Origin of the sequence: Janthinobacterium sp. HH106 (assembly GCF_001758725.1) — a bacterium.
Classification (GTDB): domain Bacteria; phylum Pseudomonadota; class Gammaproteobacteria; order Burkholderiales; family Burkholderiaceae_D; genus Janthinobacterium.
This window is the reverse complement of record NZ_LRIC01000069.1, coordinates 36,796-60,802: the sequence shown is the minus strand read 5'-3', so window position 1 is coordinate 60,802 and position 24,007 is coordinate 36,796. Positions and strand designations below refer to the sequence as shown.

General features: G+C 62.9%; 24 protein-coding genes. 8 read left to right on the top strand and 16 right to left on the bottom strand.

The window, feature by feature from the left end; translation table 11 throughout:
- The first annotated feature begins 34 nt into the window (after positions 1-34).
- From JAB8_RS26425 to JAB8_RS26415, 3 genes are all read left to right on the top strand, one after another.
- Positions 35-2,899: a pitrilysin family protein gene (locus tag JAB8_RS26425; RefSeq protein ID WP_071654466.1), complete on the top strand. Its 2,865-nt coding sequence runs from the start codon at positions 35-37 to the stop codon at positions 2,897-2,899.
- 161 nt (positions 2,900-3,060) lie between these two features.
- Positions 3,061-3,834, top strand: coding sequence for a hypothetical protein (locus JAB8_RS26420; protein WP_139143196.1), 774 nt, complete (start codon positions 3,061-3,063; stop codon positions 3,832-3,834).
- Positions 3,831-4,430 carry a hypothetical protein gene (locus tag JAB8_RS26415; protein ID WP_070292279.1) on the top strand — a complete coding sequence of 200 codons (600 nt, stop codon included), beginning with the start codon at positions 3,831-3,833 and terminating at the stop codon, positions 4,428-4,430. The genes JAB8_RS26420 and JAB8_RS26415 overlap by 4 nt, the downstream gene beginning before the upstream one ends.
- Positions 4,431-4,460: 30 nt before the next feature.
- Here the strand turns inward: JAB8_RS26415 and JAB8_RS26410 are convergent, their stop codons facing one another.
- Together JAB8_RS26410 and JAB8_RS26405 are read right to left on the bottom strand one after the other, a co-directional pair.
- Complete coding sequence (locus JAB8_RS26410; RefSeq protein ID WP_070218411.1) at positions 4,461-4,715, bottom strand: hypothetical protein; 255 nt, start codon at positions 4,713-4,715, stop codon at positions 4,461-4,463.
- A gap of 24 nt (positions 4,716-4,739) precedes the next feature.
- Positions 4,740-5,525 carry a DNA/RNA non-specific endonuclease gene (locus JAB8_RS26405; RefSeq protein ID WP_070292278.1) on the bottom strand — a complete coding sequence of 262 codons (786 nt, stop codon included), beginning with the start codon at positions 5,523-5,525 and terminating at the stop codon, positions 4,740-4,742.
- Between the two features lie 207 nt (positions 5,526-5,732).
- On the opposite strand from JAB8_RS26405, the gene JAB8_RS26400 reads away from it, so the two are divergent.
- Complete coding sequence (locus JAB8_RS26400) at positions 5,733-6,260, top strand: SRPBCC family protein (RefSeq protein ID WP_034755971.1); 528 nt, start codon at positions 5,733-5,735, stop codon at positions 6,258-6,260.
- Between the two features lie 72 nt (positions 6,261-6,332).
- Here the strand turns inward: JAB8_RS26400 and JAB8_RS26395 are convergent, their stop codons facing one another.
- The 6 genes from JAB8_RS26395 to JAB8_RS26370 all read right to left on the bottom strand — a co-directional run bounded on the left by JAB8_RS26395 (position 6,333) and on the right by JAB8_RS26370 (position 13,375).
- On the bottom strand, positions 6,333-7,346 hold the full coding sequence (locus tag JAB8_RS26395; protein ID WP_070292277.1) for a response regulator: 1,014 nt from the start codon (positions 7,344-7,346) through the stop codon (positions 6,333-6,335).
- Positions 7,339-8,436, bottom strand: a complete 1,098-nt coding sequence (locus tag JAB8_RS26390; RefSeq protein WP_070292276.1) for a hybrid sensor histidine kinase/response regulator — start codon at positions 8,434-8,436, stop codon at positions 7,339-7,341. Before JAB8_RS26390 ends, JAB8_RS26395 begins: the two co-directional genes overlap by 8 nt.
- Position 8,437: 1 nt before the next feature.
- On the bottom strand, positions 8,438-9,781 hold the full coding sequence (locus tag JAB8_RS26385) for a HAMP domain-containing sensor histidine kinase (RefSeq protein WP_070292310.1): 1,344 nt from the start codon (positions 9,779-9,781) through the stop codon (positions 8,438-8,440).
- Positions 9,782-9,783: 2 nt separating this feature from the next.
- Positions 9,784-11,178, bottom strand: coding sequence for a class I SAM-dependent methyltransferase (locus tag JAB8_RS26380; protein ID WP_070292275.1), 1,395 nt, complete (start codon positions 11,176-11,178; stop codon positions 9,784-9,786).
- 263 nt (positions 11,179-11,441) lie between these two features.
- Positions 11,442-12,467 carry an AraC family transcriptional regulator gene (locus JAB8_RS26375; RefSeq protein WP_070292274.1) on the bottom strand — a complete coding sequence of 342 codons (1,026 nt, stop codon included), beginning with the start codon at positions 12,465-12,467 and terminating at the stop codon, positions 11,442-11,444.
- Entirely contained in the window at positions 12,467-13,375 is a 909-nt protein-coding gene (locus JAB8_RS26370) for a GGDEF domain-containing protein (protein ID WP_070218417.1), read from the bottom strand. Before JAB8_RS26370 ends, JAB8_RS26375 begins: the two co-directional genes overlap by 1 nt.
- A 308-nt stretch (positions 13,376-13,683) precedes the next feature.
- Between JAB8_RS26370 and JAB8_RS26365 the strand changes: the two genes are divergently transcribed.
- Complete coding sequence (locus JAB8_RS26365) at positions 13,684-16,221, top strand: TonB-dependent receptor (protein WP_070292273.1); 2,538 nt, start codon at positions 13,684-13,686, stop codon at positions 16,219-16,221.
- 14 nt (positions 16,222-16,235) lie between these two features.
- Positions 16,236-18,101, top strand: a complete 1,866-nt coding sequence (locus JAB8_RS26360) for a phytase (RefSeq protein WP_070292309.1) — start codon at positions 16,236-16,238, stop codon at positions 18,099-18,101.
- Between the two features lie 219 nt (positions 18,102-18,320).
- On the opposite strand, the gene JAB8_RS26355 is transcribed toward JAB8_RS26360, so the two are convergent.
- The 3 genes from JAB8_RS26355 to JAB8_RS26345 all read right to left on the bottom strand — a co-directional run bounded on the left by JAB8_RS26355 (position 18,321) and on the right by JAB8_RS26345 (position 19,313).
- A complete protein-coding gene (locus JAB8_RS26355; protein ID WP_139143195.1) occupies positions 18,321-18,731 on the bottom strand; it encodes a hypothetical protein in 411 nt (136 codons plus the stop codon).
- Between the two features lie 91 nt (positions 18,732-18,822).
- On the bottom strand, positions 18,823-19,020 hold the full coding sequence (locus JAB8_RS26350; RefSeq protein WP_175445262.1) for a hypothetical protein: 198 nt from the start codon (positions 19,018-19,020) through the stop codon (positions 18,823-18,825).
- 17 nt (positions 19,021-19,037) lie between these two features.
- Positions 19,038-19,313 carry a hypothetical protein gene (locus JAB8_RS26345; RefSeq protein ID WP_139143194.1) on the bottom strand — a complete coding sequence of 92 codons (276 nt, stop codon included), beginning with the start codon at positions 19,311-19,313 and terminating at the stop codon, positions 19,038-19,040.
- Between the two features lie 214 nt (positions 19,314-19,527).
- On the opposite strand from JAB8_RS26345, the gene JAB8_RS26340 reads away from it, so the two are divergent.
- Together JAB8_RS26340 and JAB8_RS26335 are read left to right on the top strand one after the other, a co-directional pair.
- Positions 19,528-20,406 (top strand): EamA family transporter, encoded by an 879-nt coding sequence (locus JAB8_RS26340; RefSeq protein ID WP_070292269.1) that lies wholly within the window; start codon positions 19,528-19,530, stop codon positions 20,404-20,406.
- 212 nt (positions 20,407-20,618) lie between these two features.
- A complete protein-coding gene (locus JAB8_RS26335) occupies positions 20,619-20,999 on the top strand; it encodes a cytochrome c family protein (protein ID WP_240453661.1) in 381 nt (126 codons plus the stop codon).
- Between the two features lie 47 nt (positions 21,000-21,046).
- Here JAB8_RS26335 and JAB8_RS26330 read toward each other — a convergent pair whose 3' ends face one another.
- The 5 genes from JAB8_RS26330 to JAB8_RS26310 form a co-directional block, all read right to left on the bottom strand.
- Positions 21,047-21,397 (bottom strand): hypothetical protein, encoded by a 351-nt coding sequence (locus JAB8_RS26330; RefSeq protein ID WP_070292268.1) that lies wholly within the window; start codon positions 21,395-21,397, stop codon positions 21,047-21,049.
- Positions 21,398-21,409: 12 nt separating this feature from the next.
- On the bottom strand, positions 21,410-21,673 hold the full coding sequence (locus JAB8_RS26325) for a DUF378 domain-containing protein (protein WP_083287945.1): 264 nt from the start codon (positions 21,671-21,673) through the stop codon (positions 21,410-21,412).
- A 212-nt stretch (positions 21,674-21,885) separates the two neighbouring features.
- The gene (locus JAB8_RS26320) at positions 21,886-22,416 is read right to left on the bottom strand and encodes a GNAT family N-acetyltransferase (protein WP_070292267.1); all 531 of its coding nucleotides are present in this window, start codon (positions 22,414-22,416) and stop codon (positions 21,886-21,888) included.
- Between the two features lie 7 nt (positions 22,417-22,423).
- Positions 22,424-22,996 (bottom strand): helix-turn-helix transcriptional regulator, encoded by a 573-nt coding sequence (locus JAB8_RS26315; protein ID WP_070292266.1) that lies wholly within the window; start codon positions 22,994-22,996, stop codon positions 22,424-22,426.
- 32 nt (positions 22,997-23,028) lie between these two features.
- Positions 23,029-23,928, bottom strand: a complete 900-nt coding sequence (locus tag JAB8_RS26310) for a LysR family transcriptional regulator (protein ID WP_070292265.1) — start codon at positions 23,926-23,928, stop codon at positions 23,029-23,031.
- Positions 23,929-24,007 lie beyond the last annotated feature (79 nt).

The following is a 24,007-nucleotide window of genomic DNA, read 5'->3' as shown; positions in this document are numbered from 1 at the left end:
ATCCAAAAAAGAAGGAGCCCCCGTGTCAAGAATCATGCCTGCTTTATTACCCGCTTTCGCCCTGGCCCTGTCGGCCATGGCCGCGTCGAACCTGGGTGCGGCGCCCGTCAAACCGGCCGCCGCCCACGGCGCCACCGCCGCCAAGGCCGATTTGCTGCCGTTCAAGGCCACGGAAAAAACCCTGGCCAACGGCTTGAAAATCATCGTCGTGCCGACGGGCTTCCCGAACCTGGTCTCGCTGCAGATTCCCGTGCAGACAGGTTCGCGCAATGAAGTCGAACCGGGCAAGTCCGGCTTCGCGCATTTCTTCGAGCACATGATGTTCCGCGGCACCAAGGCCTATCCGCCCGAGAAATACCAGGAAGTCATCACCCGCGCCGGCGCGCGCCAGAACGCCTATACGAGCGACGACCTGACCAATTACCACACGACGTTCGCCAAGCAGGACCTGGAAACCGTGCTGAAGGTGGAGGCGGACCGCTTCCAGCACCTCGACTATGCGGAAGACGCGTTCAAGACGGAATCGCGGGCCGTGCTGGGCGAATACAACAAGAACAGCGCCAATCCCGTCTCGAAACTGTTCGAAGTGATGCGCGACAGCGCCTACACGACGCATACCTACAAGCACACGACGATGGGTTTCATCCAGGACATCGAAGACATGCCGAACCAGTACGCGTACTCGAAACTGTTCTTCGACCGCTGGTACCGTCCCGAGCGCACCACCATCATCATCGCCGGCGACGTGGAGCCGCAGCAGGCCATCGCGCTGGTGGAAAAGTACTGGAGCGGCTGGCAGCGCGGCAAGCAGCAGGCGGCCGTGCCCGTCGAACCCGCGCCGCGCGGCCCCGTCTACAAGCACGTGGCCTGGCCCACGCCGACCCTGCCGTGGGTAGCCGTGGGCTTCCACGCGCCCGCGTTTTCCGTCAAGGACAAGGACCAAGCGGCGCTGGCGACCTTGCTGTCGCTGTCGTTCGGCCGCACCTCGCCGCTGCATAAACGCCTGGTGCAGAACGAACAGAAGGTCGACCAGTTGTTCGAGATGACGCCGGACCGCGTCGATCCGACCCTGGCCGTGCTGGGCGCGCGCGTGAAAAACATCGATGACGCCGTCTACGTGCGCGACGCGATATTGGCCACCGTGGCGCAGCTGCGCGACACGCCGGTGAGCGAAAAAGACCTGGCGGACGCCAAATCGGCCGAAAAATACGGCTTGATCCGCTCCCTCGACAATACGGAGCAGATCGCCGGCACCCTGGCGTCCTTCGTGCATTTCGACCGCTCGTATGCCACCATCAACCAGTACTACCGCCTGATCGACACGCTCACGCCAGCCGACCTGCAGGCGGCCGCGCGCAAATACCTGACGGACGAGGGCCTGGTGGTGACCACCCTGTCGCACCAGCCGATGGCGGCCGCCATCGCCACCACGCCAAAGCTGGCCAGCCTGCTGCCGGCCGCCTCGAACGTGAAATTCGACGTGCTGGTGCAAAAGTCCGCGCTGCCGCAAATCCGCTACAAGCTGCTGTTTATGGCCGGTTCCGCGCAAGACCCGCAAGGCAAGGAAGGCCTGGCCGCGCTGACGGCCGCCATGGTGGCGTCGGGCGGCTCGTCCGAGCGCAAGATCGACGAAGTCAACCAAGCCCTGTTCCCGCTCGCCGGCAGTTTCAGCCAGCAGACGGACAAGGAAATGACGACGTTTACGGGTTCCATCCACAAGGATAACTGGACCCAGTTCAACGCCATCGCCCTGCCCCTGCTGCTCTCGCCCGGCTTCCGCGACGACGACTTCCGCCGCCTGAAGGATGCGCAAAAAAATGCGCTGCTGCTGGACCTGAAGGACAACAACGAAGAGGAATTCGCCAAGGAGCGGCTGCAAACGAACGTCTACGCGGGCACGCCGTACGGCCATCCCGTACTGGGCACGGTCGCCGGCATCGACGCCATCACGCTCGACGACGTCAAACAGTTCTGGCAGACGGCGTATGCGCAGGGTGCCGTCAAGGTAGGCCTTTCCGGCGACGTGTCCGACGCCATGACGGCCTCGCTGACACAGGCGCTGGGCAAGCTGCCGGCCGGCCCCGGCTTGCCGGCCACGGTCAAGCCCGCGGGCCGCAAGGCGCAGGGACTGGAAGTGGAAATCATCGAGAAAAACACGCGCGCCACGGCCATCTCGTTCGGCCTGCCGCTGGAGGTGACGCGCACGCACCCGGACTTCCCCGCCCTGTGGCTGGCGAAAACGTGGCTGGGCGAGCACCGCGCCTCGAATTCCTACCTGTACCAGCGCATCCGTGAAATCCGCGGCATGAACTACGGCGATTACGCGTACATCGAAGCTTTCCCGCGCGGCATGTATCAGTTCTTCCCGAATCCGAACCTAGGCCGCAAGGCGCAGCTGTTCGAAATCTGGATCCGCCCCGTGGCGCCGGACAACGCCCACTTCGCCCTGCGCGTGGCCCTGACGGAATTGGGCAAGCTCGTCAACAACGGCCTGACGCAGGACGATTTTGCCACCACGCGCGACTACCTGATGAAGAACGTCTTCGTCATGACGTCGACGCAAGACCAGCAGCTCGGTTACGCGCTCGATTCGCAATGGTATGGCACGCCCGAGTTCACCAAGCTGATGCGTGACGGCTTGTCGAAACTGACGGTGCAAGACGTCAACCGCGCCATCAAACAGCATCTGTCGGCGAAGAACCTGTCCGTGGTGATCGTTGCCAAGGATGCGGCCGGCCTGAAGGAAAAGCTCGTCAGCGACGCGTTTTCTCCCATCAAGTATGACGGCAACAAGCCGCAGGCCCTGCTCGATGAAGACAAGGTCATCGGCGCGATGCAGCTGAACATCAAGCCGGAGGCCGTCACCGTGACGCCGGCGGCGCAGGCGTTTGCGAAGTAAGCCGGCGCAGCATCAACCCCATCCGATGCAGACCGTCGGATGGGGTTCCGTTCCGCACGGGCGCCTGCCGCTCACTTTGCCGTAGCAAATTCATAGCACATATATTCCTCATGACATCCGAAGTAGTAGATTCCCCACGAGCAGAAACGCTCCCGCCGACCATGCCCGACAGCAGCCAGGCGAGACGCCCGCGTCCTGCAGCCGTCACGGTGACTGCCTATCTGTTACTCATGAACGCGGGCGGCGCGGTCATTTATTTCCTGCTGTTCGGCCGCCACACGGCGTCCGGTGCGCTGCAGTTACTTGAAGCATCTGGCTATGCCGACTTTTTCATTGCGATTGGCCTGCTCCGCGCGCAACGGTGGGCGCGCATGGCCTACGTCATTGCGGGCATGATCGGCATAGGGGTGATGATCGCCATCGAATCGCCGGCACAGGGCAGCCTCGCCCTGCGACTGCTGTTCGCCGTACCGGCATTCGCGACCTTCCTCTACCTGCTGTACCGTGAGGATGCCCGGCTCTACTTTGCATCAGCGAAACTGCCCCGCCCCAGCCCTGGCGGCCGGCGGCGCATCGGCGCCTACCTCTACATCATCGCTGCCGTCTATGCTTACTGGTGCCTCAATGCGATTGTACTGGGCATTACAGAGATCTATCCGGCAAGCCTGCATCGCGACAAGCTGATCTTTATTGCCTTGCCGGTCATTTTGATCGCGGAGTGGGTGGGCAACACACCGGGACGCCTGGCCAGGGCCAGCATCCTGTCCATCGCATTCGCCCTGTACCTGGCGCAGATGTTTTTCTATAAATATATCTCACCGTACGCCGTTCAAATTGGGCCATCGCTGTGGCAAATGCGGAACTGGGCCATCGGCATGAGCTGCATCGCAATTGCCCTGCATTATCTGCAGTGGTCACGGGGTGCGCGGAAATGATGATCAGCGCTGACGCTGCACAAGCGATGATATTGCAGTTCTGCGAAGGCGACACGCAGTCGCCGCACTACATGAAGCACGCGATCCAGTGTTGCGTCCTGTCCGAACGCGGCGACTACTGGATCATCCGTGCCAATTCAGAGGCATATGTGGTACATGGCCGCAGCGAGTATTGCTACGTCGGCGTCAATGCATTCTTGCTTGACGTCCTGTCAGGCAAGATCGAGACCGTTGTGAGCGGAAACCGTGTCAGTCACTACCTGCAGGATAAATATGACGTCCGCGACGCGGCCGGCCAAGCTTACGTGCTTGAACCTGCCTTTGAGCGATCAGACAAAGCAGCAGTCGTCCGCCTGCGGCAAACCCTAGCTTGTCGCTTGCCCCACGCCCTGGCGCTGCTGTCGCCTGAACATCGCAGCTGGCTGACTGGCCAGCGTCGCGTGATGCAGTGGGCGCAACGCGAGCTCATGGCAAATGGCGTGGCAACCGAAGTTATGCTGCGCCCGGGGCCGGGCGGCGCATTGCATATTCCAGAGCAAATCTGGCATTGGGATTTGCTGCTGGCCGAACTCAAACGGCTTCCCGGCCTGGCCTGACGATACTAAAGCGGCCCGGCCATGGCCAACTCACTCGAAGGGATTGGCCACCGACGTCACCTCGGGCGGCGGCAGCTGGTCGGGCAGTTCCTGCTTTTCCAGCTGCGCCACCACGTCGGCCAGCAGTTTTTGCAGCTGCTTGGCCAGCGCCAGGCCCGGCTTGTCCAGGGTCAGGTCGATGTCGCCGCTGATGCTGATGCGGTCGATACGGTTTTCGATGGTCAGGCTGCCAATTTCCAGCACATCGCTTTCATTGGCATACGGGACGAATTTTTTTGCGCACATGGGATTTCCTTTTTGACGGTCTTGTTATTTCTTGGACTTGCTCTTCACCTTGGGCAAACTCAGCATGCGTAGTTTCTGCTGGCGCGTCAGCGACGGTAACAGATCGATGCCTATCCTGTCTTCCAGTTGCGCAATGCTCAGCACTTCATACGTCTTGGTATCGACGTTTTCAATGAAGTAGGCGGCGCCGGCGCGCTGGCGCGGGCTGTACACGGCCTTGTACAGATGACTGGGCACAATGACTCTTCCCACCTTGCGCAGGTTGCCGCCGATAAAAGCCGGCCCCGTGATCACGTACAGGTCGCCCTCTTTCTTCGCCATCTTGCGCACGGCGCCTTCGATGCCGGCCCACACATAGCGGTTGTTGCGCGCGTCTTGCGGCACCATGTTAGCCAAGGTAAAGCTGTCGCGCTGGCTCTGGCGGTCCGGCATGTCGCCGTTGGGCGCCATGTGGCCACGGTCGAAGCCGCTGCGCGCGTAGTCGGCCAATTCGGCGCGCTGGGCGGCGGGCAGCTTGCGTTCAGGGTGAAAGGAGTTTTCGCGCGACAAATCCTGCGCCGCTTCCAGATTGTTGGCCGTCAAGTGCTCTGCCGACCACAGCGGCGTGCGCGTGATACCCGAGTGCATGACGCCAAACACGTTGTAGCACAGCTCTTTGGTTGCCACGTCCAGCTTGGGGTTGGTGATTTCCGGCTTGCGGCCATCGACGTAATGGGCGGGACAGGCATCGGCATGCGCCAGGTTCGCGGCAAAGGCGGAAGCCAGCACGCCGCACGCCAGGGTCAGCCTGGCGATCGTTCCTTGAATCATATTTCCCTTTGAAATCTTTGCAGGCCAGCATTCTAGCGGACGGCGGCCCTCGCCACAAACCGGCACTAGCCTGGCGTGCGCGCAGGCGTGCAAGCGGCCCTGCGCAAAGCCAGCGCAAATAAAGGCCAACAGGCCGCGCACGGCCATTCATATCTGCTAAGATTGCCTTGATTCGTTCGCATCGACCATTCAAGATTTGGAGAGCATATGATCAAAAAAACCCTGCTGCTGATCGTTGTCGTCGTCGCCGCCATCCTCGGCTATGCCACCACCAAGCCCGACACCTTCAGTGTCCAGCGCGAAATCACCATCAAGGCCCCGCCCGAGAAAATCGCCGCCCTGATCACGGACTTCCATTACTGGGCCGCCTGGTCGCCGTGGGAAAAGCTCGATCCGGCCATGCGCCGCACGTTTACAGGCCCGGCCAATGGCCTGGGCGCGCAGTATGCATGGCAAGGCAATGACAAGGTGGGCGCCGGGCGCATGGAAATCACGGAGGCGGCCCAGCCCGAACGCACCGTCATCAAGCTGGACTTCCTCAAGCCGTTTGAAAGCCACAACACCACCACCTTTACCATGACTCCCGAGGGCGACGGCACCAAGGTGAACTGGACCATGACCGGCCCCAGCCCTTACGTCAGCAAGGTCATGACGGTCTTCGTCAGCATGGACAGGATGATCGGCAAGGATTTTGAAAAAGGCTTGAACAACCTGAAGGCGGCTGCGGAACGCTAAGCCTGCTCGCAGCACATGACAACAGGGCCCGTGCGGCCCTGTTTTATTTGGCGCTCCCCCTTGCGGGCCCCGTCAGAATTGCTCGATCCAGGCGGCCAGGTGGTCCGGCGTGAGCGCCGGCTCGGCCTGCACCACCTTGCCCTGCAAGCCCAGTTCCGTCTTGCTCAGCTGCAGGGACCAGCCGCGCCGCGCCAGCCACAACAAGCTGGCCAGCCAGAACGAGTGAATGGGCGAGACGGGCGCCGTGGTCGGCGTTTCCAGAAATTCCGTCAGCAGCCGGCCATCGAGAAACAGTGCCGTGCCGCCCTGGTTTTGCAGCGCCGCGCCAAACACGGGCAGCAGCATGTCGATCGCCTGCTCCACGCCACGCCCCGGATGCTCGCGCTCGAGCGTGTCGAGCTGCTGGCGCACGGCGGCGGCAAAGGCCGTGCCGCGGAAGGCTTCCGAACTGACCAGGTCGGCATAATCCATCAGCAGCCAGTCCGGCTCGGGCGGCGTGACGCCGGCCGTCAGGGCCGCCGACAGATACGCTTCCACAGGCAGCTGCTGTTCCGGACCGGCCAGGCTGGCGCACAAGGCGTACAGGGTGCCGATGCGGTTGGCGACGGCTTGCCGCTGGCGCACCATCAGCTTTTCGCGCAGCAACTGGGCGTGTTCATTGCGCAAGCGCGCCAGTTCCAGCGCCTGCTTGAGTTCCATGCGCAACGCCGCGATATCCCACGGCTTCTGGATGTAGCGGTGGATCTGCCCCTGGTTGACGGCTTCCACCGTGTGCTCGAGCTCGGAATACGCGGTGGTGAGTATGCGCACGATGTGCGGATGGCGATCCCAGCAATACGACAGCAGCTCGTTGCCGTAGGCGCCAGGCATGCGCTGGTCGGACACCAGCACGGCGATGCGGTCGGCCTGCTCGTCGAGTATGCGCTTGCCTTCCTCGACCGAAGTGGCCGTCAGCACGTCGGCCAGCGGCGCGATGGCGCGCTGGAAGTATTTGAGGGCGTTGGCCTCGTCATCGACATAGAGTATCGTCGGCAAGCCTTGCGCCGGCTCACGCTGAGCCGGTAAACGCAGATTGGCGTCAATCATGCTCGTTCCTTATATGTACTGGAAAATTCAGGGTTACCGTGGTGGAAGTGTCAAATTCGGTGGCGATATCGAGGTTGCCGCCGAACGACTGCATCATGCGGTGGCAAAACACCATGCCCCAGCCCTTGCCTTCGCCGCCACCGGCACTGACGGGGTCGCTCAACAGCTGTGTGACGATCTCGGGGGCGATGCCGGCGCCATTGTCGCGCACCGTGATGCGGCCCGCATCGATGCGGATGCCGATCGCAGGATGGGCTTGCTCGCCGGCCGAACGCAAAGCATTCGCCAGCACCGACGATAAAATCAGCGCGACGCAATTGGGCGACTCGGCAATGGAGAAATCGTCGCCCACTTCCACCGTAATGGCGGCGCGCTGGTCCGTGCTCAAGGGATAGCTGTCGAGCAAGGCATCCAGCAGCTGGCGCGCGCTGCCGGCGCGGCGTCCGCCCTGCATGCCGGGACCGGCGCTGGCCAGACGCACCGTGTCGACAAAGCTGGCCAGCACCGACAAACAATAACGCGCATTGTCGTGCATCAAGGCGGCCGCTTCGCCGATCTCGGCCTGCGGTGCGGCGTCCGATTGCGCGCGGCGCGCAATGCCGCGCGCAAAATTGGCGATGGCCGCCAGCGGCGTGTTCAATTCATGCGCGAGAAAGGCCAGCGACTCCTCCATCGCCACCAGGCCCTGGCGGCGGGCGGCCCGCTCGCGTCCCGTCTGCACGGCCAGCTGCAGCGCCGTTTGCATGGCGGCCAGGTCGAGCGGCTTTTCCAGCAAACGGAACAAGGTGCCGCCGTTGATCAGCTCGAGCAGCACGTCCTTGTCCGCATACGCGGTGACGAGCATGCAGACGATGTGCGGATAGCGCTGCGCCACTTCCTGCAGCAATTCGCTGCCCAGGCGGTCCGGCATGCGGTAATCGGTGACGAGCACGTCGATCTGGCCGGCCTCGTCTTTCAGCAAGGCCAGCGCAGCATCGACGCTCTGCGCCGTCAGCACGCGGTAGCGCTGGCCGACGGCGCGCTCGAAATACTTGCAGGCGAGCGCTTCGTCGTCCACGTACAGCACGCTGGCGCGGCTATCGTTATCCATGCTAGCGGCCCTCCCAGTCGGAGCGCTGCAAGTCGAAATTCATGCTGGCCCATACACCCAGCTCGCTTTCGGCGGAGAGGGTGCCGCCGTGGCGCTCGATCACGCCATAGCTGATGCTCAGGCCCAAGCCCAGGCCCTGCCCCACTTCGCGCGTGGTAAAGAACGGTTCGAACACGCGCGCCAGGTTTTCCGGGGCGATGCCGGGGCCGTTGTCGCGCACGCTGATGCGCAGGCGGTTGTCATCCCAGTGGGCCGTGATGCGGATCTCGAACGGCGGCGCATTGCCCTTGCGCATGGACAGCACGGCATTGCCCAGCAAATTGATCAGTACGCCCACGATGGCCGCCTCGTCGCCGCGCACCAGGGTGTCGACCGGCAAGTCGTGGCTGATGCTGACGTTCTTCGTTTCGTGGCCCACGAGGCGGATGGCGGCCTCGAGCGCGCTGCGGAACTGGAAGTGGCCCGTTTCCAGCTGGTTGCCGCTCTTGCGGTAGGCAAAGGTTTTCAAATCGGACACGATGTGCTGCACGCGCAGCATGCCCTGCTTCGCGTCGGCCAGGCATTCGCTGACCAGTGCGCTTTGCTTGGCGGCCGGGTCTTCGATGGCCACCTCGATGGCCATCATGCAGAAGTTCACGGGATTGTTCACTTCATGGAGCATGCCGGCGGCCAGGGTGCCGATGGCGGCCATTTTCTCTTGCTGCAGCATCTGTCCCTTGATATCGGCCAGGCTTTTATTCGTTTCTTCCAGCTGCGTGTTCTTTTGCGCCACTTCCGCCTTCAGCTGGAACAGCATGAAGCGGGCGCGTTCATTAAAATAGGTAAATACGGCGCTGATGCTGGCCGACATGATGAGGAATAAACAGTTGACGACAAACGTACTCGGCAAGTCGAAACCGCCCGCATGCCAGGCGCACGCAGCCACGTACAGCAGGCAGGAAATCGCGCCAAAGACCATATTTTGCCACAGGCCGAAGGCCAGCACGATGCCCGATGAATAGATGGCCAGGGTCATGCCCACATAATAGATCGAGGTGGCGCCTTCCGTGACGGCGATCATCCAGGCGATCATGATTTGCGGCAGGATCAGCCAGACAAAGGTCAGTCCCTGGATGCGGTCTTGCGCCCAGCGCGTGCGCATGGCCAGCACGACGCAAAAGATCAGCACGGACACGACGATGCGCGCGCTGGTAAACGCCGACTGCTTGTCCGGATACAGGGCCGAATCGAGGCCCATGCCCAGCAGGATCAGCACGATGCCCGTGTAGGCCCCGCCGCGGCTGAATTCCAGGCGGAAGTCGCGCAAAACGGCCGTGTAGCCGGCGTGCAGGCCTGGGGTATCCATCATCAAGGAATGCTCACTTCCGCAAATACATTCACGCCCGTCGCGTCGACATAGATTTTCGGGTCCGTCGCATGTTCCGGCAGCAAGGCCGACAGGCCCGCTTCATTGCGATAGATCAAATGCCACTCCAGCAAATGCTCCATGCCGAACTTGCCCGGATTATCCGCGTGCACATTCGTCACCAGCAGCCGCCCGCCCGGCCCCACGCGCGAGGCGAAGTGCATCAGCAGGCGCGCGCACACCTTGTCGGACAGATAGTCGAACAGGCCGGCGCAATACACGGCGTCGAAACTGCCGGGTAGACCCGTGGCGCCCGAACCGTGGCGGCGCTTGAGCAGGTTGTGCACGGAGTCGTGCACATAATCGATCTCGACCACACGCCCCGTGCGCTGCATGATGGTGGTCAGGCGCGCGCGCGTCCAGTCCAGCGTCTCGCTGCTGAAGTCGACCAGCTCGAAGGCCAGCCATTGCGCATCGGGGCACGTTTCCAGAAAACGCTGCACCTCGATGGCCGGGCCGCAGCCCACGTTGAGCACTTTATACACACGCCCGGCGGCGCGCGCCGCGGCCGCCTTTTGCGACAGGAATTCCGTCAGGATATCGATGCGGTTGCGGTGTGCCGTCGCCACGGCCGCCTGCAGGAAGGCCGCATTGACGATCTGAAAATACGTGCTCGGGCCCTGGCGCGGATCGTCCAGCAGCTGGTTGACCATCTGGTAGTCGCCCGCATAGCCAAGCGGCTTGGTAAACGTGCGGAAGACGAAGGGCGCGCGCAGGATCAGCGGGTGCAGCGCCGCCTGGGCAAAGGCGCGGTGGGCCGGCGCCCGCTCTTCCTCGACCAGCGACGCTTCCACCTCGAGCTGGCGCAAGTACAGCTGGGTTTGCTCCATCAGCGGCAAGGCCAGCTCGTCGAAGATGTCGGGACGCAGGCGGCCGTTTTCCTTGGGCAGCGAGTCGGACAAGTCGACCTGCTCGACCCAGCGCGCCACTTCCGACAGGAAGGCGCGCATTTCGTTGACGACGATCTGGTAGTCGCGGCGGATGCGGAAGCGCTCGCCCCAGCCGGCGACAAAGGCGCTCGACTCTTTCAACACGGCGCCCTTGACGACGACCACATCGCTCAATTCGCGCCACTCGTCGATCAGGGTCACGGAAACGATGGCGGTCAGGCCCGTGTTGACGCTGCTGATGACGACGGCCTTGCCCACGTAGGCGTTCTTCGCCCCCATGCGCACCGTCACGTCATTGAGCACCTCGCTGACCTGCACAATCGAGTATGGATTATAGATTTCCATGACCAGCGAATTGCGCTGCAAGTTGAAAATCGTGCCGCGCACCGCCTCACCCTGGGTGTTGCGGAAACTGACGACTGGATCGATCTGCGATTGTGAATACACGATTGAGCATTATCAAGTTGCCCGGTTTCCGGCGCACCACACTGGTGACGCCAGTTTCCAGGCTGGGTTAAGGCACGGCACGCCGGTTGTCTGCCGCCGGCCCGCCATCGTGATGGCGGTATTGCGGCGTCGCGTGACGCCGTACCGGAGCGCCTCAAAGCGCGTCTGTCCGCTCTCTGATCGAGTGTACTATGGATGTAGCAGAACGGGCAATTGTTCCCTCAGGAACGACCTTGCGTGGCGCCGGCGCGCAACGCCGGCGATCATCCAGCCACGAACAGAGCCAGCGCGTGACGCAATAATTGCGGCGTTTGCCCCGTCCACCGTTTGAACGAGCGGCGGAAGTTGGTGGCATCATGAAAGCCGAGGTAGGCGGCCACGGCATCGTTGTCGTAGCCATGCGCCTGGAACAGGTAGATGGCCTTGTGTGCGCGCACCTGATCGAGCTCGGCCTGGAAATGCGTGCCATGGCGCGCCAAATGGCGTTTCAGGGTGGCGGGACTGACGCCGAATTCCTGCGCCGTGCGCTCCAGGGTCGGTGCGCAGCGGATATTGAGCAGCAGGTAGTCGTACAGCGCACCGAGCAGGCTGGCTGCCGGCACGGGCGCCAGGGCCGCCGCGCGCAAGGCCAGCGCGGCCGCCGTGGCATTGCCGCGCGGCCAGGGCTTGTCGAGCCAGCTCGAATCGATGAGCATGGCGTCCACCTGGCAATCGAAACGCAGCGCCTGGCCCAGGTGCACCTCGTGCTGCTCCACGTGGCGGGGCCGCGCGCGGTTGAAACAGAAGCGCCATGGCAAGGACTCTCCCGCCAGCCAGCGGCACATGGCCGCCAGCGCCGTCATGTGCATTTCCACCAAAAAAGGCAGCTGGCTGGGCGCGCCGAATGCATCGACCCAGTACAGCACGTGCATGTCGCCGGTCTCGCGCAAGCGCGGCTGCAGCAGCGGACACAGCAAGGTATGAAAATCGGACAGGATGGTCAAGGCCTGGCGCAGATTCTGCGCCTGCAGCAAGGCATGGCTGGCGGCGCCGTAATGGCCGGGCAGCATTTGCTGGCCCAGCATGAAGCTGGTGTCGGCACTGTCGAGACCACGCGCCACGTTGGCCAGCAATTGCAGGTATTGCGCGGCGCTCACCTGGCTTTCCGCGGACGGCAGCGCGCCGCCATCGAGGCCCGTGCCCTTGAGCAGCGGCGCCGTGGCCAGGTCGCGGCTGCGCGCGTAGTCAAGCACCAGCGCCGGCTGGTGATGGGCCGCGATGCCGGGGTCGCCCTGCTGAATCAGCGGCATCAGGCAGGCGCGGCGCTGCCGGCCCTGGGACTGGCGCTGCGGCCCGGCGTTTCCACGGCCCGGCTCAGCTCGGCCAACACCACTTCCGGCACGCCATCGGTGAGAGAGCACGCATGCCGCAGGCTCAGGCGGATTTCGCGGTTGTCGTTGGTGTGGTGGCGCATCTGCCCCACCATGACGCACAGGTGGCGTGCCCGCACGGCCGCATCCTCGCGCGACACGCCCGGCATCAGCACGGCGAAGCGGTCGCCCGCATAGCGGCACAGCAGATCGTCATTGCGCAAGTTCAACAGCAGCATGTGGCCCACGGCTTGCAGCACGCGGTCGCCTTCGCGGTGGCCGTATTCGCGGTTAATCAGGTGAAAGCTGTCGATGTCGAGCAAGACCAGCGCGCAATCGAGGCCGGGCCGGCGTTCCTGCTCCAGGCGCATCTGCGTGCGCAGGTAGCTGGCGTCGGCCAGCTGCGTGATGCGGTCGAAGGCGCGGTGGTCGCGGAACAGGCGTTCGCGCTTTTGCAGATGCTCGTTCAGGCGGAACTGTTCCTGGCGCCAGTAATACATGCCGATCGTCAGCACCAGCATGCCGAACGGGATCAAGGCTTCCAGCCAGTTATCCCATACTTCCTGCTTGTCGATGGCGAAGAATTCATCGAGGCAATCGGCCCAGGACCCCAGCATGATGGCGCACAGGCCGCCGGCGATCAGGCTCGTCACCCGTCCACGCGGCCGGCTGCTGAGGGTAAACAAAAACCAGATGCCCGCCATGACGGCCGTGCCGCCTTCGCAGACGATATCCATCCACTTCCAGACGGCAAACGGTTTAACGTGGCCCAATGTGGCGTACAGGAACAAGAACAGGGGCAAGGCCAGTGCGGCGGCAATCAGGCTGTTACGGTGCAATGGCAGCATGTGGGAAAACCTTTAAAAGTGGTGCTGCCGCCACGATAGCGCCCGCCCATGACGGCACGATGACATGCCCCGCTCCCGTGCGGCAGGTGCAAACGGCTCATCATTACCAGGGACACCCATGCAAATACGGCGAGCCTTTGCCCATGCGCCCTGCGCCGGCAGGTCATTTCAGCTCACCCCGGTTCATTTCCGGCCGGAAAGCGTTCACCCGCCGTTGTTTTCAGGCTGGCAATCGATTGCCTGTCACGCAACCGTCATATTTGCTGCCTAGAATCCGCCCGGTTCCTTCCTCCCTAACCGAGCTCTTCATGAAAACCACGCACACATCGTTCCCCTCCCCGCTGCGCCTGACGGCCCTGTCCCTGGCCATCATGGCCGTCTTCAGCGGTCAAAGCCATGCGCAAGCACAAGATGCGGCTGGCCAGCCGGCCGCCACCGTGGTCGTCAGCGGCCAGCGCGCCAGCCTGCGCAACGCCATCGCCGCGCAAGAGAAAGCCGACAACATCATCAGCGTCATCAGCAGCGACGATATCGGCGGTTTGCCCGATAAAAACGCGGCCGAGGCGCTGGCCCGCTTGCCGGGCGTGTCCGTGCAGCGCGACCAGGGCGAAGGCCGCTACATCACGGTGCGCGGCCTGGGGCCTGACCTGAATGCCGTCACCATCAACGGCGCGCTGGTGCCGTCGCCGGAAGCGGGCCGCCGCGCCGTGGCGCTCGATATCCTGCCTGCCGGTCTGATCCGCACGCTGGAAGTCTCGAAGACCTTGCTGCCGGAAATGGACGCCAACTCCCTGGGCGCCACCATCGAAGTGAAATCGCTGTCCGCCTTCGACTTGCCGGGCAAGCTGCTGTCGGCCAACGTGGCCGCCAGCCATGATGAAAAGACGGGCAAGACCAGCCCCAGCGGCGGCGCCCTGTGGGCCCAGCGCTTTCTCGATGGCAAGCTGGGCGTGGCCGCCGGCCTGAGCGCGGAAAAGCGCTCGTTCGGCTCCGATGACGTGGAAACGGGCGGCGCCTGGAGCAAGGGCAAATTGTCGGGCCTGGAATTGCGCGACTACCTGCCCGTGCGCAAGCGCGGCGCCCTGGCCGTCAACCTCGATTACCGTCCGGAAGCGGGCAACAGCTGGTTTTTGCGCTCGTTCGTCAGCGAATTTTCCGACGATGAAGTGCGCGACCGCCTGACCATCAGCAATATCGCCGGCGGCAGCCTGGCCGAAGGCCAGACGGCCAGCGCGCGCGCCGAACGCCGCATCCGCCAGCGCAAGTACACGCAGCAAGTGCGCTCGCTGGTGCTGGGCACGCAGCAGAAATCGGGCGACTGGACCCTGGACGTGAAAGGCGGCCTGAGCCGCGCCATGGAAGACACGCCGGAATCCTTGAACGACGGCCGTTTCCGCGGCCTCAGCAATTTTGCCGGCATCAGTTTCAATGGCACCGAGCAACCATTGTTGAGCGGCCCCGCCTCGCTGTACGACCCGGCCGGCTACGCGCTCAACGCCATCACGCTGCAAAAGCGCTACTCGAAGGACAATGAACACCATGCACGCATCGACCTGGCGCGCAAGTTCGACATCGCCACCCTGAAATTCGGCGCCAAAGTCAGCCGCCGCGAAAAAACGAATGACACGGATCAATGGGCGTATAACAGCAGCAAGGCTTCCAGCGGCAATTACTGGGGCGCCGGCTCCACCTCGATGAGCGCCTTCGTGCAGGGCCACAATCTCGATTACGATCTGGGCAACATCGGCGTGGCGCTGGACCCGGCGCTGATACGCGCCAGGGTCGCCGGCCTGGACCGCGACAAGGCGCGCCTGGCCACGGAATCGATCATCAACGATTACCGCATGCATGAAGACATCAACGCCATGTATGTGCAGAACAGCTATGATTTCGACGCCTGGCACATCCTGGGCGGGGTGCGCGCCGAACGCACCAGTTTCGAGGCCGCCGGCTCGCAGGTGGACAGCGCCGGGTTGGCCACGGCCTTGACGCGCGAACGTTCATACACCAATTGGCTGCCAAACCTGCAAGCCCGTTATGATGTGGATCAAAAAACCAGCGTGCGGGCCGCGTGGACGCAAGCCGTCGTGCGCGCCAACTTCAGCCAACTGGCACCCGGCATCAGCCTGGCCAGCAACACGGAAGCCGTGATCGGCAACCCGGACTTGAAACCCTTGAAAGCCAACAACCTGGACCTGGGTATCGAGAGAGTCCTGGGCAACGACGGCGTGATGTCGGCCTACGGCTTCTACAAGGACATCAAGAATTTTACCTACACGACCAACCTGGCCGGCACGGGACAATGGACGGGCTACACGACGGCCACCTCGTATGCGAACGGCGACGCGGCGAAAGTCAAGGGCATCGAACTGGCTTACATGCAGCCCCTGCGCATGCTGCCGGCGCCCTTCAACAAATTCCTCGTCGGCGTGAATGGCACCCTGAGCACGTCGCGCGCGCAAATCGGCCGCTACGACAAGGCCAGCAAGCAGCAGATGAACCGCGACATCCGCCTGCCGGGCCAGTCGAACCAGGTGATGAACTTGATGCTGGGCTATGAAACGGGCCCGGTCAGCGCCCGCCTGGCCATCAACTACAAGTCGCCCTACCTGCTGGAAATGGGCGGCGATATCCTCGACCAAAGCCAGGACCGTATCGTGGACAGCCAGAAACAGCTCGACTTCTCGCTGTCCTACCAGATCAACAAGCAGTTCCAGGTGACGTTCGAGGCGGCCAACCTGAACAACGAGAAATACTATGTCTACCAGGGCACGAAGCCATACAACGTGCAAAACGAACAATACGGCCGCACTTTCAAAGTGAGCCTGAAAGCCAGCGCCTTCTGATGATTGTCAATAACATGAAAAAAACCGTACTCTGCAGCGCTTTGCTGGCTGCCTTCTGCATCAGCGGCACGGTGCAAGCCGCCCCCGTCGCGTCCAACGCCACCCCCTCCTTCACGCAGGAAGCGGAGGAACTGGCGCGCCTGCCCGGCGGCGGCTGGCTGACTTTGGACAAGCACGGCTTGCGTTTGTTCAATGCGGCCGGCCAGGAACAAGACCGCATCGCCGTGCGCGCCAAGCAGCTCGACACGCGCATCGATGGCAGCAAGGTGCTGGCCGTCTTCCTGGAAGCGGACACGCAGCACCCGCTGCCCGTCTCCGTCGATGTGCAGGCCGGCAAGCTGGTGAAACTGGCGCCGTTTCCCGTGCCGACGTTTTCCGTGGAAGCGTCCTGCCTGTACCGCGACGCCCAGCAGCTCGATCACCTGTTCTTGATCGGCAAGGATGGCCAAGCGGAACAATGGGTCATGCAGGGCGAGCAGCGCAGCCTGGTACGCAAACTGGCCCTGCCGCCGCACGCCAAACATTGCCGCGTCGACGATGGCACGCAGCGCCTGCTGGTGAGCGAGTCCAACATGGGCGTGTGGGCGTATGAGGCCGATTCGGAAGGCATGGGCAAGCGCGAAGTGGTGGCCCTGCGCAAGCCGTACGGCCAGCTCGACGGCGGCGCCGGTGCGCTGGCCGTGCTGCCGGGCGGCGTGGCCGTGCTCGACGGCAAGGCGGACAAGCTGCACCTGTTCGCCCACCAGGACAGCCGATGGACGGCACAGCCAGCCCAGTCCGTCGCCTTGAACGTGCGCAAGGGCGACAGCCAGCTGGCGCTGGACAAGGACGCCTTGCTGCTGCGCGGCAAGAACGGTTGGCAGGCGCGGCCCTTGAAATGGGCAGGCAAAGCGGAAACGCAGCCTGCGGTGGCCATCATCGCCCCGCAAGCGCAGACGGAACCGATGGCGCGCCAGGGCGACGCGGCCGACGACCCGGCCATCTGGCTTTCCAGGAATCCAGCCGATGCGCGCATTCTCGGTACCAACAAGAAGCAAGGACTGCTCGTCTACGACCTGCAAGGCAAGCAGACGCAGCTGCTGGAAGTGGGCCGCCTGAACAACGTTGATGTGCGGCAGAACATCCAGTTGGGCGGCAGCAAGGTCGACCTGGCCGTGGCCACCCAGCGCGACGACAACAGCATGATGTTATTTACCATCAATGCCAGCGGCGAGGTGGCGGAAGCGGGCCGTTTTCCTACCGGTCTGAAAAGCATCTACGGCATGTGCTTGTACCAGCCGGCCGGCGGCGGCGTGCAAGCGTTCATCAACGACAAGGACGGCACCTTCCAGCAATACAGCATCGGCCTGGAAGGCGGCAAATTCAGCGCGACTCCGTTGCGCAGCTTCAAGGTCGCCACGCAACCGGAAGGCTGCGTGGCCGACGACGCCAACGGTCGCCTGTTCCTGGGCGAGGAAACGCGCGGCGTGTGGACCACCTCGGCCGACGCAGCCAAACCGGACGCGCTGACCATGGTCTTGCCTGTGGGCGCAAACCTGGCGGCGGACGTGGAAGGCATGGCCATCTACCGCAGGCCCGATGGCGCGCCCAATACGGGCTATCTGATCGTCTCCAGCCAGGGCAACAGCAGCTACGTGGTGCTCGACGCGCAAGCGCCGTACAAGGTGCGCGGCCGCTTCAAGGTGGGCTTCAACTTGCCCGCTGGCATAGACGGCACCTCGGAAACGGACGGCCTCGACGTCACCTCCGCCAACCTGGGCGGCGCGTATGCGCAAGGCATGCTGGTGATCCAGGACGGCTACAAGCGCTTGCCCGATGGGCCGCAGAACTTCAAGTATGTGGCGTGGGGGGATGTGGCGAAGGCCTTGAAACTGGACTGATGCAATCGGGGCGGCCAGCACAGGCTGCCCCAGTTCACGAAGTAGGTCGCAATAAATTATTGTGATTTCTGACTTCCATAACCGGCGCTCTGCGGCGTTATCCGCTGCTAGCAGTGCCTGCACTGCGTCGCAACGGGCGCCTTGCAGCGCATCCCGTTCTGTTCGTCATAACTTCACAATAATTTCCCACGACCTACTTAGCTGCGCTGAAGATTGCCGCTAGCTTATGCGCGGCATATCGATGGCGAAAGGCAGGTTTTTGCCAAAAAATTCCACCTTGCCCGTGATGGCCAGGCGCTGCGCCGACAATTCCACCAAGCGTAGATCGGCCACTTCGCGGTATTCCATCATGTAGAGCGCGGATTCGCAGTCCGTATTGCCGGCGTCAACGGCAAGCATCTGCACGGGTCCGTCATCCGTTCCCGCGACGAGCAAGCCTTGCAAAAGGAAGGACGGCGGATACAGCGCCCACGACCAGGGCGCATCGTCGTCTTCCGTCAGCCGCATGAACACCTCGTCGTCGGCCTCGATCCTGATATTGATTTCCCGCATGCCATCGGCACGTGGCGCCAGACTGATGTGTGATTTCGCGACATCCACTTCAAAATTGGTGTCGCCGATACGGAACACAGTCATTGCCCTGCTACTCCTGTAGACGCGTTAATTATACGGCTCGATAGAACGCCTCCCCATCGGCCAGCAGACAGCTGCGTGGAATGCGTCAATCGCCCTGCTGTTGCCACACCGCCTTGCCGCCCTTGATATAAATCAAGGCACTGGCAGAACCCTCTTTCGCCACCACGATCCCGTCCGTTTTCAGCCGGAGCGATTTTTCATGGTAGCTGCGCTGGAGCGAGCCCTTGTCTTCCACCTGCCACACTTCCAGCCAGGCGAAATCGTCGCCGCCATTGGACAACACATGTCCCGCCCCGACGATCACGGCGCCGTCTTTTGCCGGAACAGGAAGACGATACCCTCTTTCTTGCTGTCCTTGTTCTTGATCAAGACAGCCAGGTCGCCCTTGCCGTCGCCGTCGAAATCGCCGCGCAGGACGAAGGGATTCACGCGCGCATTGACTTCGATGGCCTCGCGCTTGGCCAGATTATCGAATTGCTGCGTTGCCCAGACCGGCAATTGCGCCTGCGGTGGCAAGGCCTCAGCCCCAGCCCCAGCCATGCCAGCGGCAAACACCAAAGCGACTGTCACTGCCATGCTTCTGCAATTCATAGAGCGGCTCCATAGAGACAAAGAATCGTTGGCGGCACCCCACTGATCAGTGGGGTACTGGCAGAATAACATTATCAGAAAATACTTGTACTATTACAACAGTGTCCGCTCCGCATTGTCGCCAGTACGGGCGGATAAATGCCGTCCGTTGCTGATCTGCCAGCGACTGGCGGCCTGTTGCGTATTAAAATGGCGCCCCATGACCTCCCCCGCCTCGACCTCCGCCCTCCCCGACAACATCCTGCTCCCTTCCCTGGCCGTCCTGGGAGGGCAGATTTCCGTCAATCTGGGGGCGGCGATTGCGAAGAATCTGTTTCCCGTCATCGGGGTCGAGGGGATTACGGCGTACCGCGTGGGGTTCTCGGCGCTGATCCTGCTGGCCATCTTCCGGCCGTGGCGCTACCGGCTGACGCGCAAGGATGTGCTGAATTTGCTGGTCTACGGCTCCGTGCTGGGGTTGATGAACTTGCTGATTTACCGGGCGTTTGCGCTGATACCGATCGGTATCGCCGTCGCCATCGAGGTAACGGGGCCGCTGGCCGTGGCCATGCTGTCGTCGCGGCGGCCACGCGATTTGCTGGCCGTCGCGTGCGCCGTGTTTGGCTTGTATTTACTGTTGCCGCTGCAAGGCAGTCCGGGCAGCCTGGACCCCGTCGGCGTGGCGTATGCACTGGGCGCGGCGCTGTGCTGGGCGCTGTACATCATCTTCGGCAAGCGGGCCTCGACCTTGCAAGGTGGCCAAGCCGTGGCCTGGGGCATGACGGTGGCGGCCATGGTGACGGTGCCCATCGGCATCACCTACTCGGGAACAGCCTTGCTGGCGCCGTCGATTGCCTTGATGGGCCTGGCCATTGCCATGCTGTCGAGCGCCCTGCCGTACTCTCTGGAAATCTTTGCCCTTCGCCGCTTGCCGCAAGGGGTGTTCGGCATGTTCAGCAGCGCGGCGCCGGCCGTCAGCGCGCTGGCGGCCATGGCCGTGCTGGGAGAACTGTTGAGCCTGACCCAGTGGCTGGCCATCGCCTGCATCGTGTTTGCCTCGGCCATGGCGGCGCTCGGTGCACAGGGCGGCAAGCGCTAGCGGTATGGAGCCTGTCCCGCAGCTTGCGGCGCCGTGCCCTCGCCTAGCCGCCTGGCATGGCTAGCCTGGCATGGTTGCATAGCTGACGGGCAGGTTTTGATGCCCGCCTGTAAAATGCGTCATTACTTGCCATATCGCGCACTTCCGCCTCACCGATGACATCCCCATTTCTTTTTCGCTGGTCCTCTCCTCTTGCCGCCGCAGCCTTGCTACTGGCGCCAGCCCTGCTGCTGGCGCCAGCAGCCGTAGCGCAGGCAGCCGCTCCCGCCCCCCTCACCGGCAATGCCGAAGCGGGCAAGGCAGCATTTCGCAAATGCGCTTCCTGCCATCAGGTGGGACCATCGGCGCGCGGCGGCTTCGGTCCCAAGCTGACGGGCGTGATCGGCCGCAAGGCCGGCGCCACCACCGACTACAAATACTCGGCGGCCATGAAAAACGCGAATATTGTCTGGACCGAGCAAAACCTGGCCGCCTTCCTCAAGGCGCCCAGCGATTTCATTCCCGGCAATAACATGCGTTTCTGGGGCATCGGCAATGCGCAGCAAGTGGCCGACTTGCTGGCCTACCTGCGTACGCAGCAAGCCGTCCCATAACGCATGCATGGACAAGCCGGACACCGCATACAGCTCATGACGCCAGCTCAAGCCTCCAGCGCTTGCAGCACGCCCTTGCGCTTCTTGTGTGCCGCCTCATAAGCGCGCAGCCGCTTGCGCTGGGCAGCGGACAGGCTGTCCAGCTTGTCGCGGATCTGCGCCACCGTCAGTTGCTGGTAGCCGGCGATGGGCAAGTCAAGCGGTGACGCCTCCGGGGCAGCGCCGCCGGCTTTTTTCCGCTCCTGCGCTTGCCTGGTTTCACCCGACTGCGCCCTTTGCTTGTTCACGATGCGCGCCGCGACCTCTTCCTCGCGGCCCGGGTAACGTCCTTCCTGCTTGAAATCGCGTTCCAGCTTCTTGAATTCGCGTTCACGCTTGGGGCTTGCACCAACAGGCATGTATCCTCCCGTCTAGGATTTGGCCGGGAACTTGCGCAGGCACAGGTAAATGGAATACAGCGCCGCCAGCCCCACCAGCACGTACACGCCGCGCGAAGCCGCCGTCATGGCACCGAGGATGCGGGCCACGATGTCGATATCGAACAGGCCCACCAGCGCCCAGTTCAAGCCGCCCACGATCAAGAGGATCATGGAGATCCAGTCCACCACGTTCAAGCGCTTTGCCGACATTTCCTGTTTTGCCGCACCGTCCGATCCTGCCTGGATATTTGCCATATCAGCCTCCTGTAAGAAGAAAGGACCCGCCGCCGGGTCTATCAAAGAACAGTGTAGGCGCGGCACCGGCACACGCCAGTCGGACGATGCCGGGTATCGAGGTAGGACGGTTCTGTAATCAGACGGGTGATTTTATCTGGCAACAAGCCAGCCGACATTGGCTGGCAGCGGCAACATGCGGTCCTTGCAATGCATGAGTTCCCTTTGCCAGATCAATGCTGCAGTTGCTTGTACAGGATGGTGGTGGCGTCCAGCCGGTCGCCGGCCGGCGCCAGCGCGTAGGCGGGGATGCTGCCCGCCACCACGTAGCCGAGCGACAAATACAGCGCTTGCGCATGGTCGCCGCTGCGCGTGTCCAGAGTCAGCAGGCTGCACGGCAGCTGCCGCGCCTGTTCTTCGAGCGCCTGCATCAGCTGGCGGGCGATGCCATGCCGGCGGAAAGCGGGCGCGACCAGCAGCTTGCGCACTTCGGCCCGGTGCGCCTGGTTGGGATTGGTGTCCCAGTCCAGCTGCACGGCGCCGGCCACCTTGCCTTCCACTTCGGCCACCAGCAGCAGGCGCACGCCGCGCGTGACGGCCGGCAAGACGTTATCCGTCCAGAACGCCTGGCTGGCCGCCGTATCGAACGGCAGGATAAAACCGATGCTGGCGCCGTCGTGCACGCAGTCTTGCAGCAAGGTGCCCAGTTCCGGCAGGCGTACAAGAATATCGGCGGGCGAAAAATGGCGTAGCGATGGGGACATGTCAATCTCAGACGATGAACAAAAAATAGCGGGCGCCGCTGTCCGGCGGGGTCGTAAACGCGCTGGCGCCGTGCAACTGGTAGCGCAGGCAATCGCCGGGCAGCAAAGCGTGGGAGCGGCCGTCAACCGTCACGTTGAGCTTGCCCTCCTGCAGCAGCAGATGGTGTTCCATGCCGGGCCGGGGCGAGGCCGCGTAGGCGATCGTCACGCCCGCGCCGAGCTCGCATTCGAGCGCTTCGCCGGCCAGCGCGCGCGATGGGGGCGAGACGGAACGGCGGACAAAGCCCGTGTCCGCGTCCGTCCACACGCTTTGCTCAGCCCGCAGCAGCAGGGGCGGAAAATCGTCCTCGACCATGCGCAGCAGGCGCGACATGGCCAGGCCATAAGCGGCGCACAGCTTGCCCAGCACGGCCGTCGTCGGGCTGACTTCGCCATTTTCCAGGCGCGACAGGGTGGCCCGGCTGACCTGGCTCAAGTGAGCCAGCTGGTCCAGCGACCAGCCCCGCTCCACGCGCAACTGTTTTAATCGCGCGGCCAGGCGCTGTTCCGTCTCGTTATCTGTGAGCGTTGAATTTTCCATATATGGGAATTTATCCCTTATATGGAAAACAGTCAAGCCATGCGCGAGGCGTGGCGGCACAGTTCCAAAAATCCCGTCAAACGGGGCGAGAGGATTTTCTTCGATTGGCGGATCAGATAGAAATTGCGCTCCAGGGGCGGCAGCATGGTTTCCAGTTCCACCAGTTGGCCGCTGGCCAGCAGATCGGCCACGACGACCCGCGACAGGCAGGCGATGCCGAGACCGGCCGCCGCGCCATATTTGATGGCTTCCGAGTTGCTGAATTCGCCTGCGGCGCGCAGATAATGCAGATACGGCACCAAGGCTTGCTCCACGGCTTCGCGCGTGCCCGAGCCCGCCTCGCGCAACAGCCAGCCCGCCTGGTTCAGCTCCGCAAAGCTGAGCAAATGGCGCAGCTGCGCCAGCGGGTGCGTGGGCGCGGCCACGATCAGCATCTGGTCCGTCAGCCACGGCTCCACCAGCAAGCCCGCTTCGTGACACGGCCCTTCGATGAGGCCGATATCGACACGGAACTCCGCCACGGCGGCTGCGATGTCGGCCGTGTTGGCAATCGTCACCTGCGGGATGCTGCGCCCGTACTGCTGCGACGCCTGGGCCAGGATCTGCGGCAACAGATAGATGCCGATGGTCGTGCTGGCGCCGATCTGCAGGCTGACGGGCACGGACGGGTCGGCGCCCGCAAACTGGCGCTCGATGCTGGCGGCCGCGTCACGCATCTGCCGCGCCTGCGGCAACAGCAAACGGCCATTGTCGTTGAGCAGCAATCGCTTGCCCACCCGGTCGAACAGTTGCGCCCCGAGCAGGGCTTCCAGCTCGTTCAGGGCCGCGCTGGTGGCCGATTGCGACAGCGCAATCAGCTCGCCGGCCGCGCTGGTGCTGCCCGTGTCCGCCACGGCCAGGAATATCTGCAGTTGCCGCAAAGTCAAAGCCATCTGATTTACCTATTTTTCAGGTTAAACATACTAAAACAATCCGTTTTACCATTTAATCGAGGAACTGTACAGTCATGTC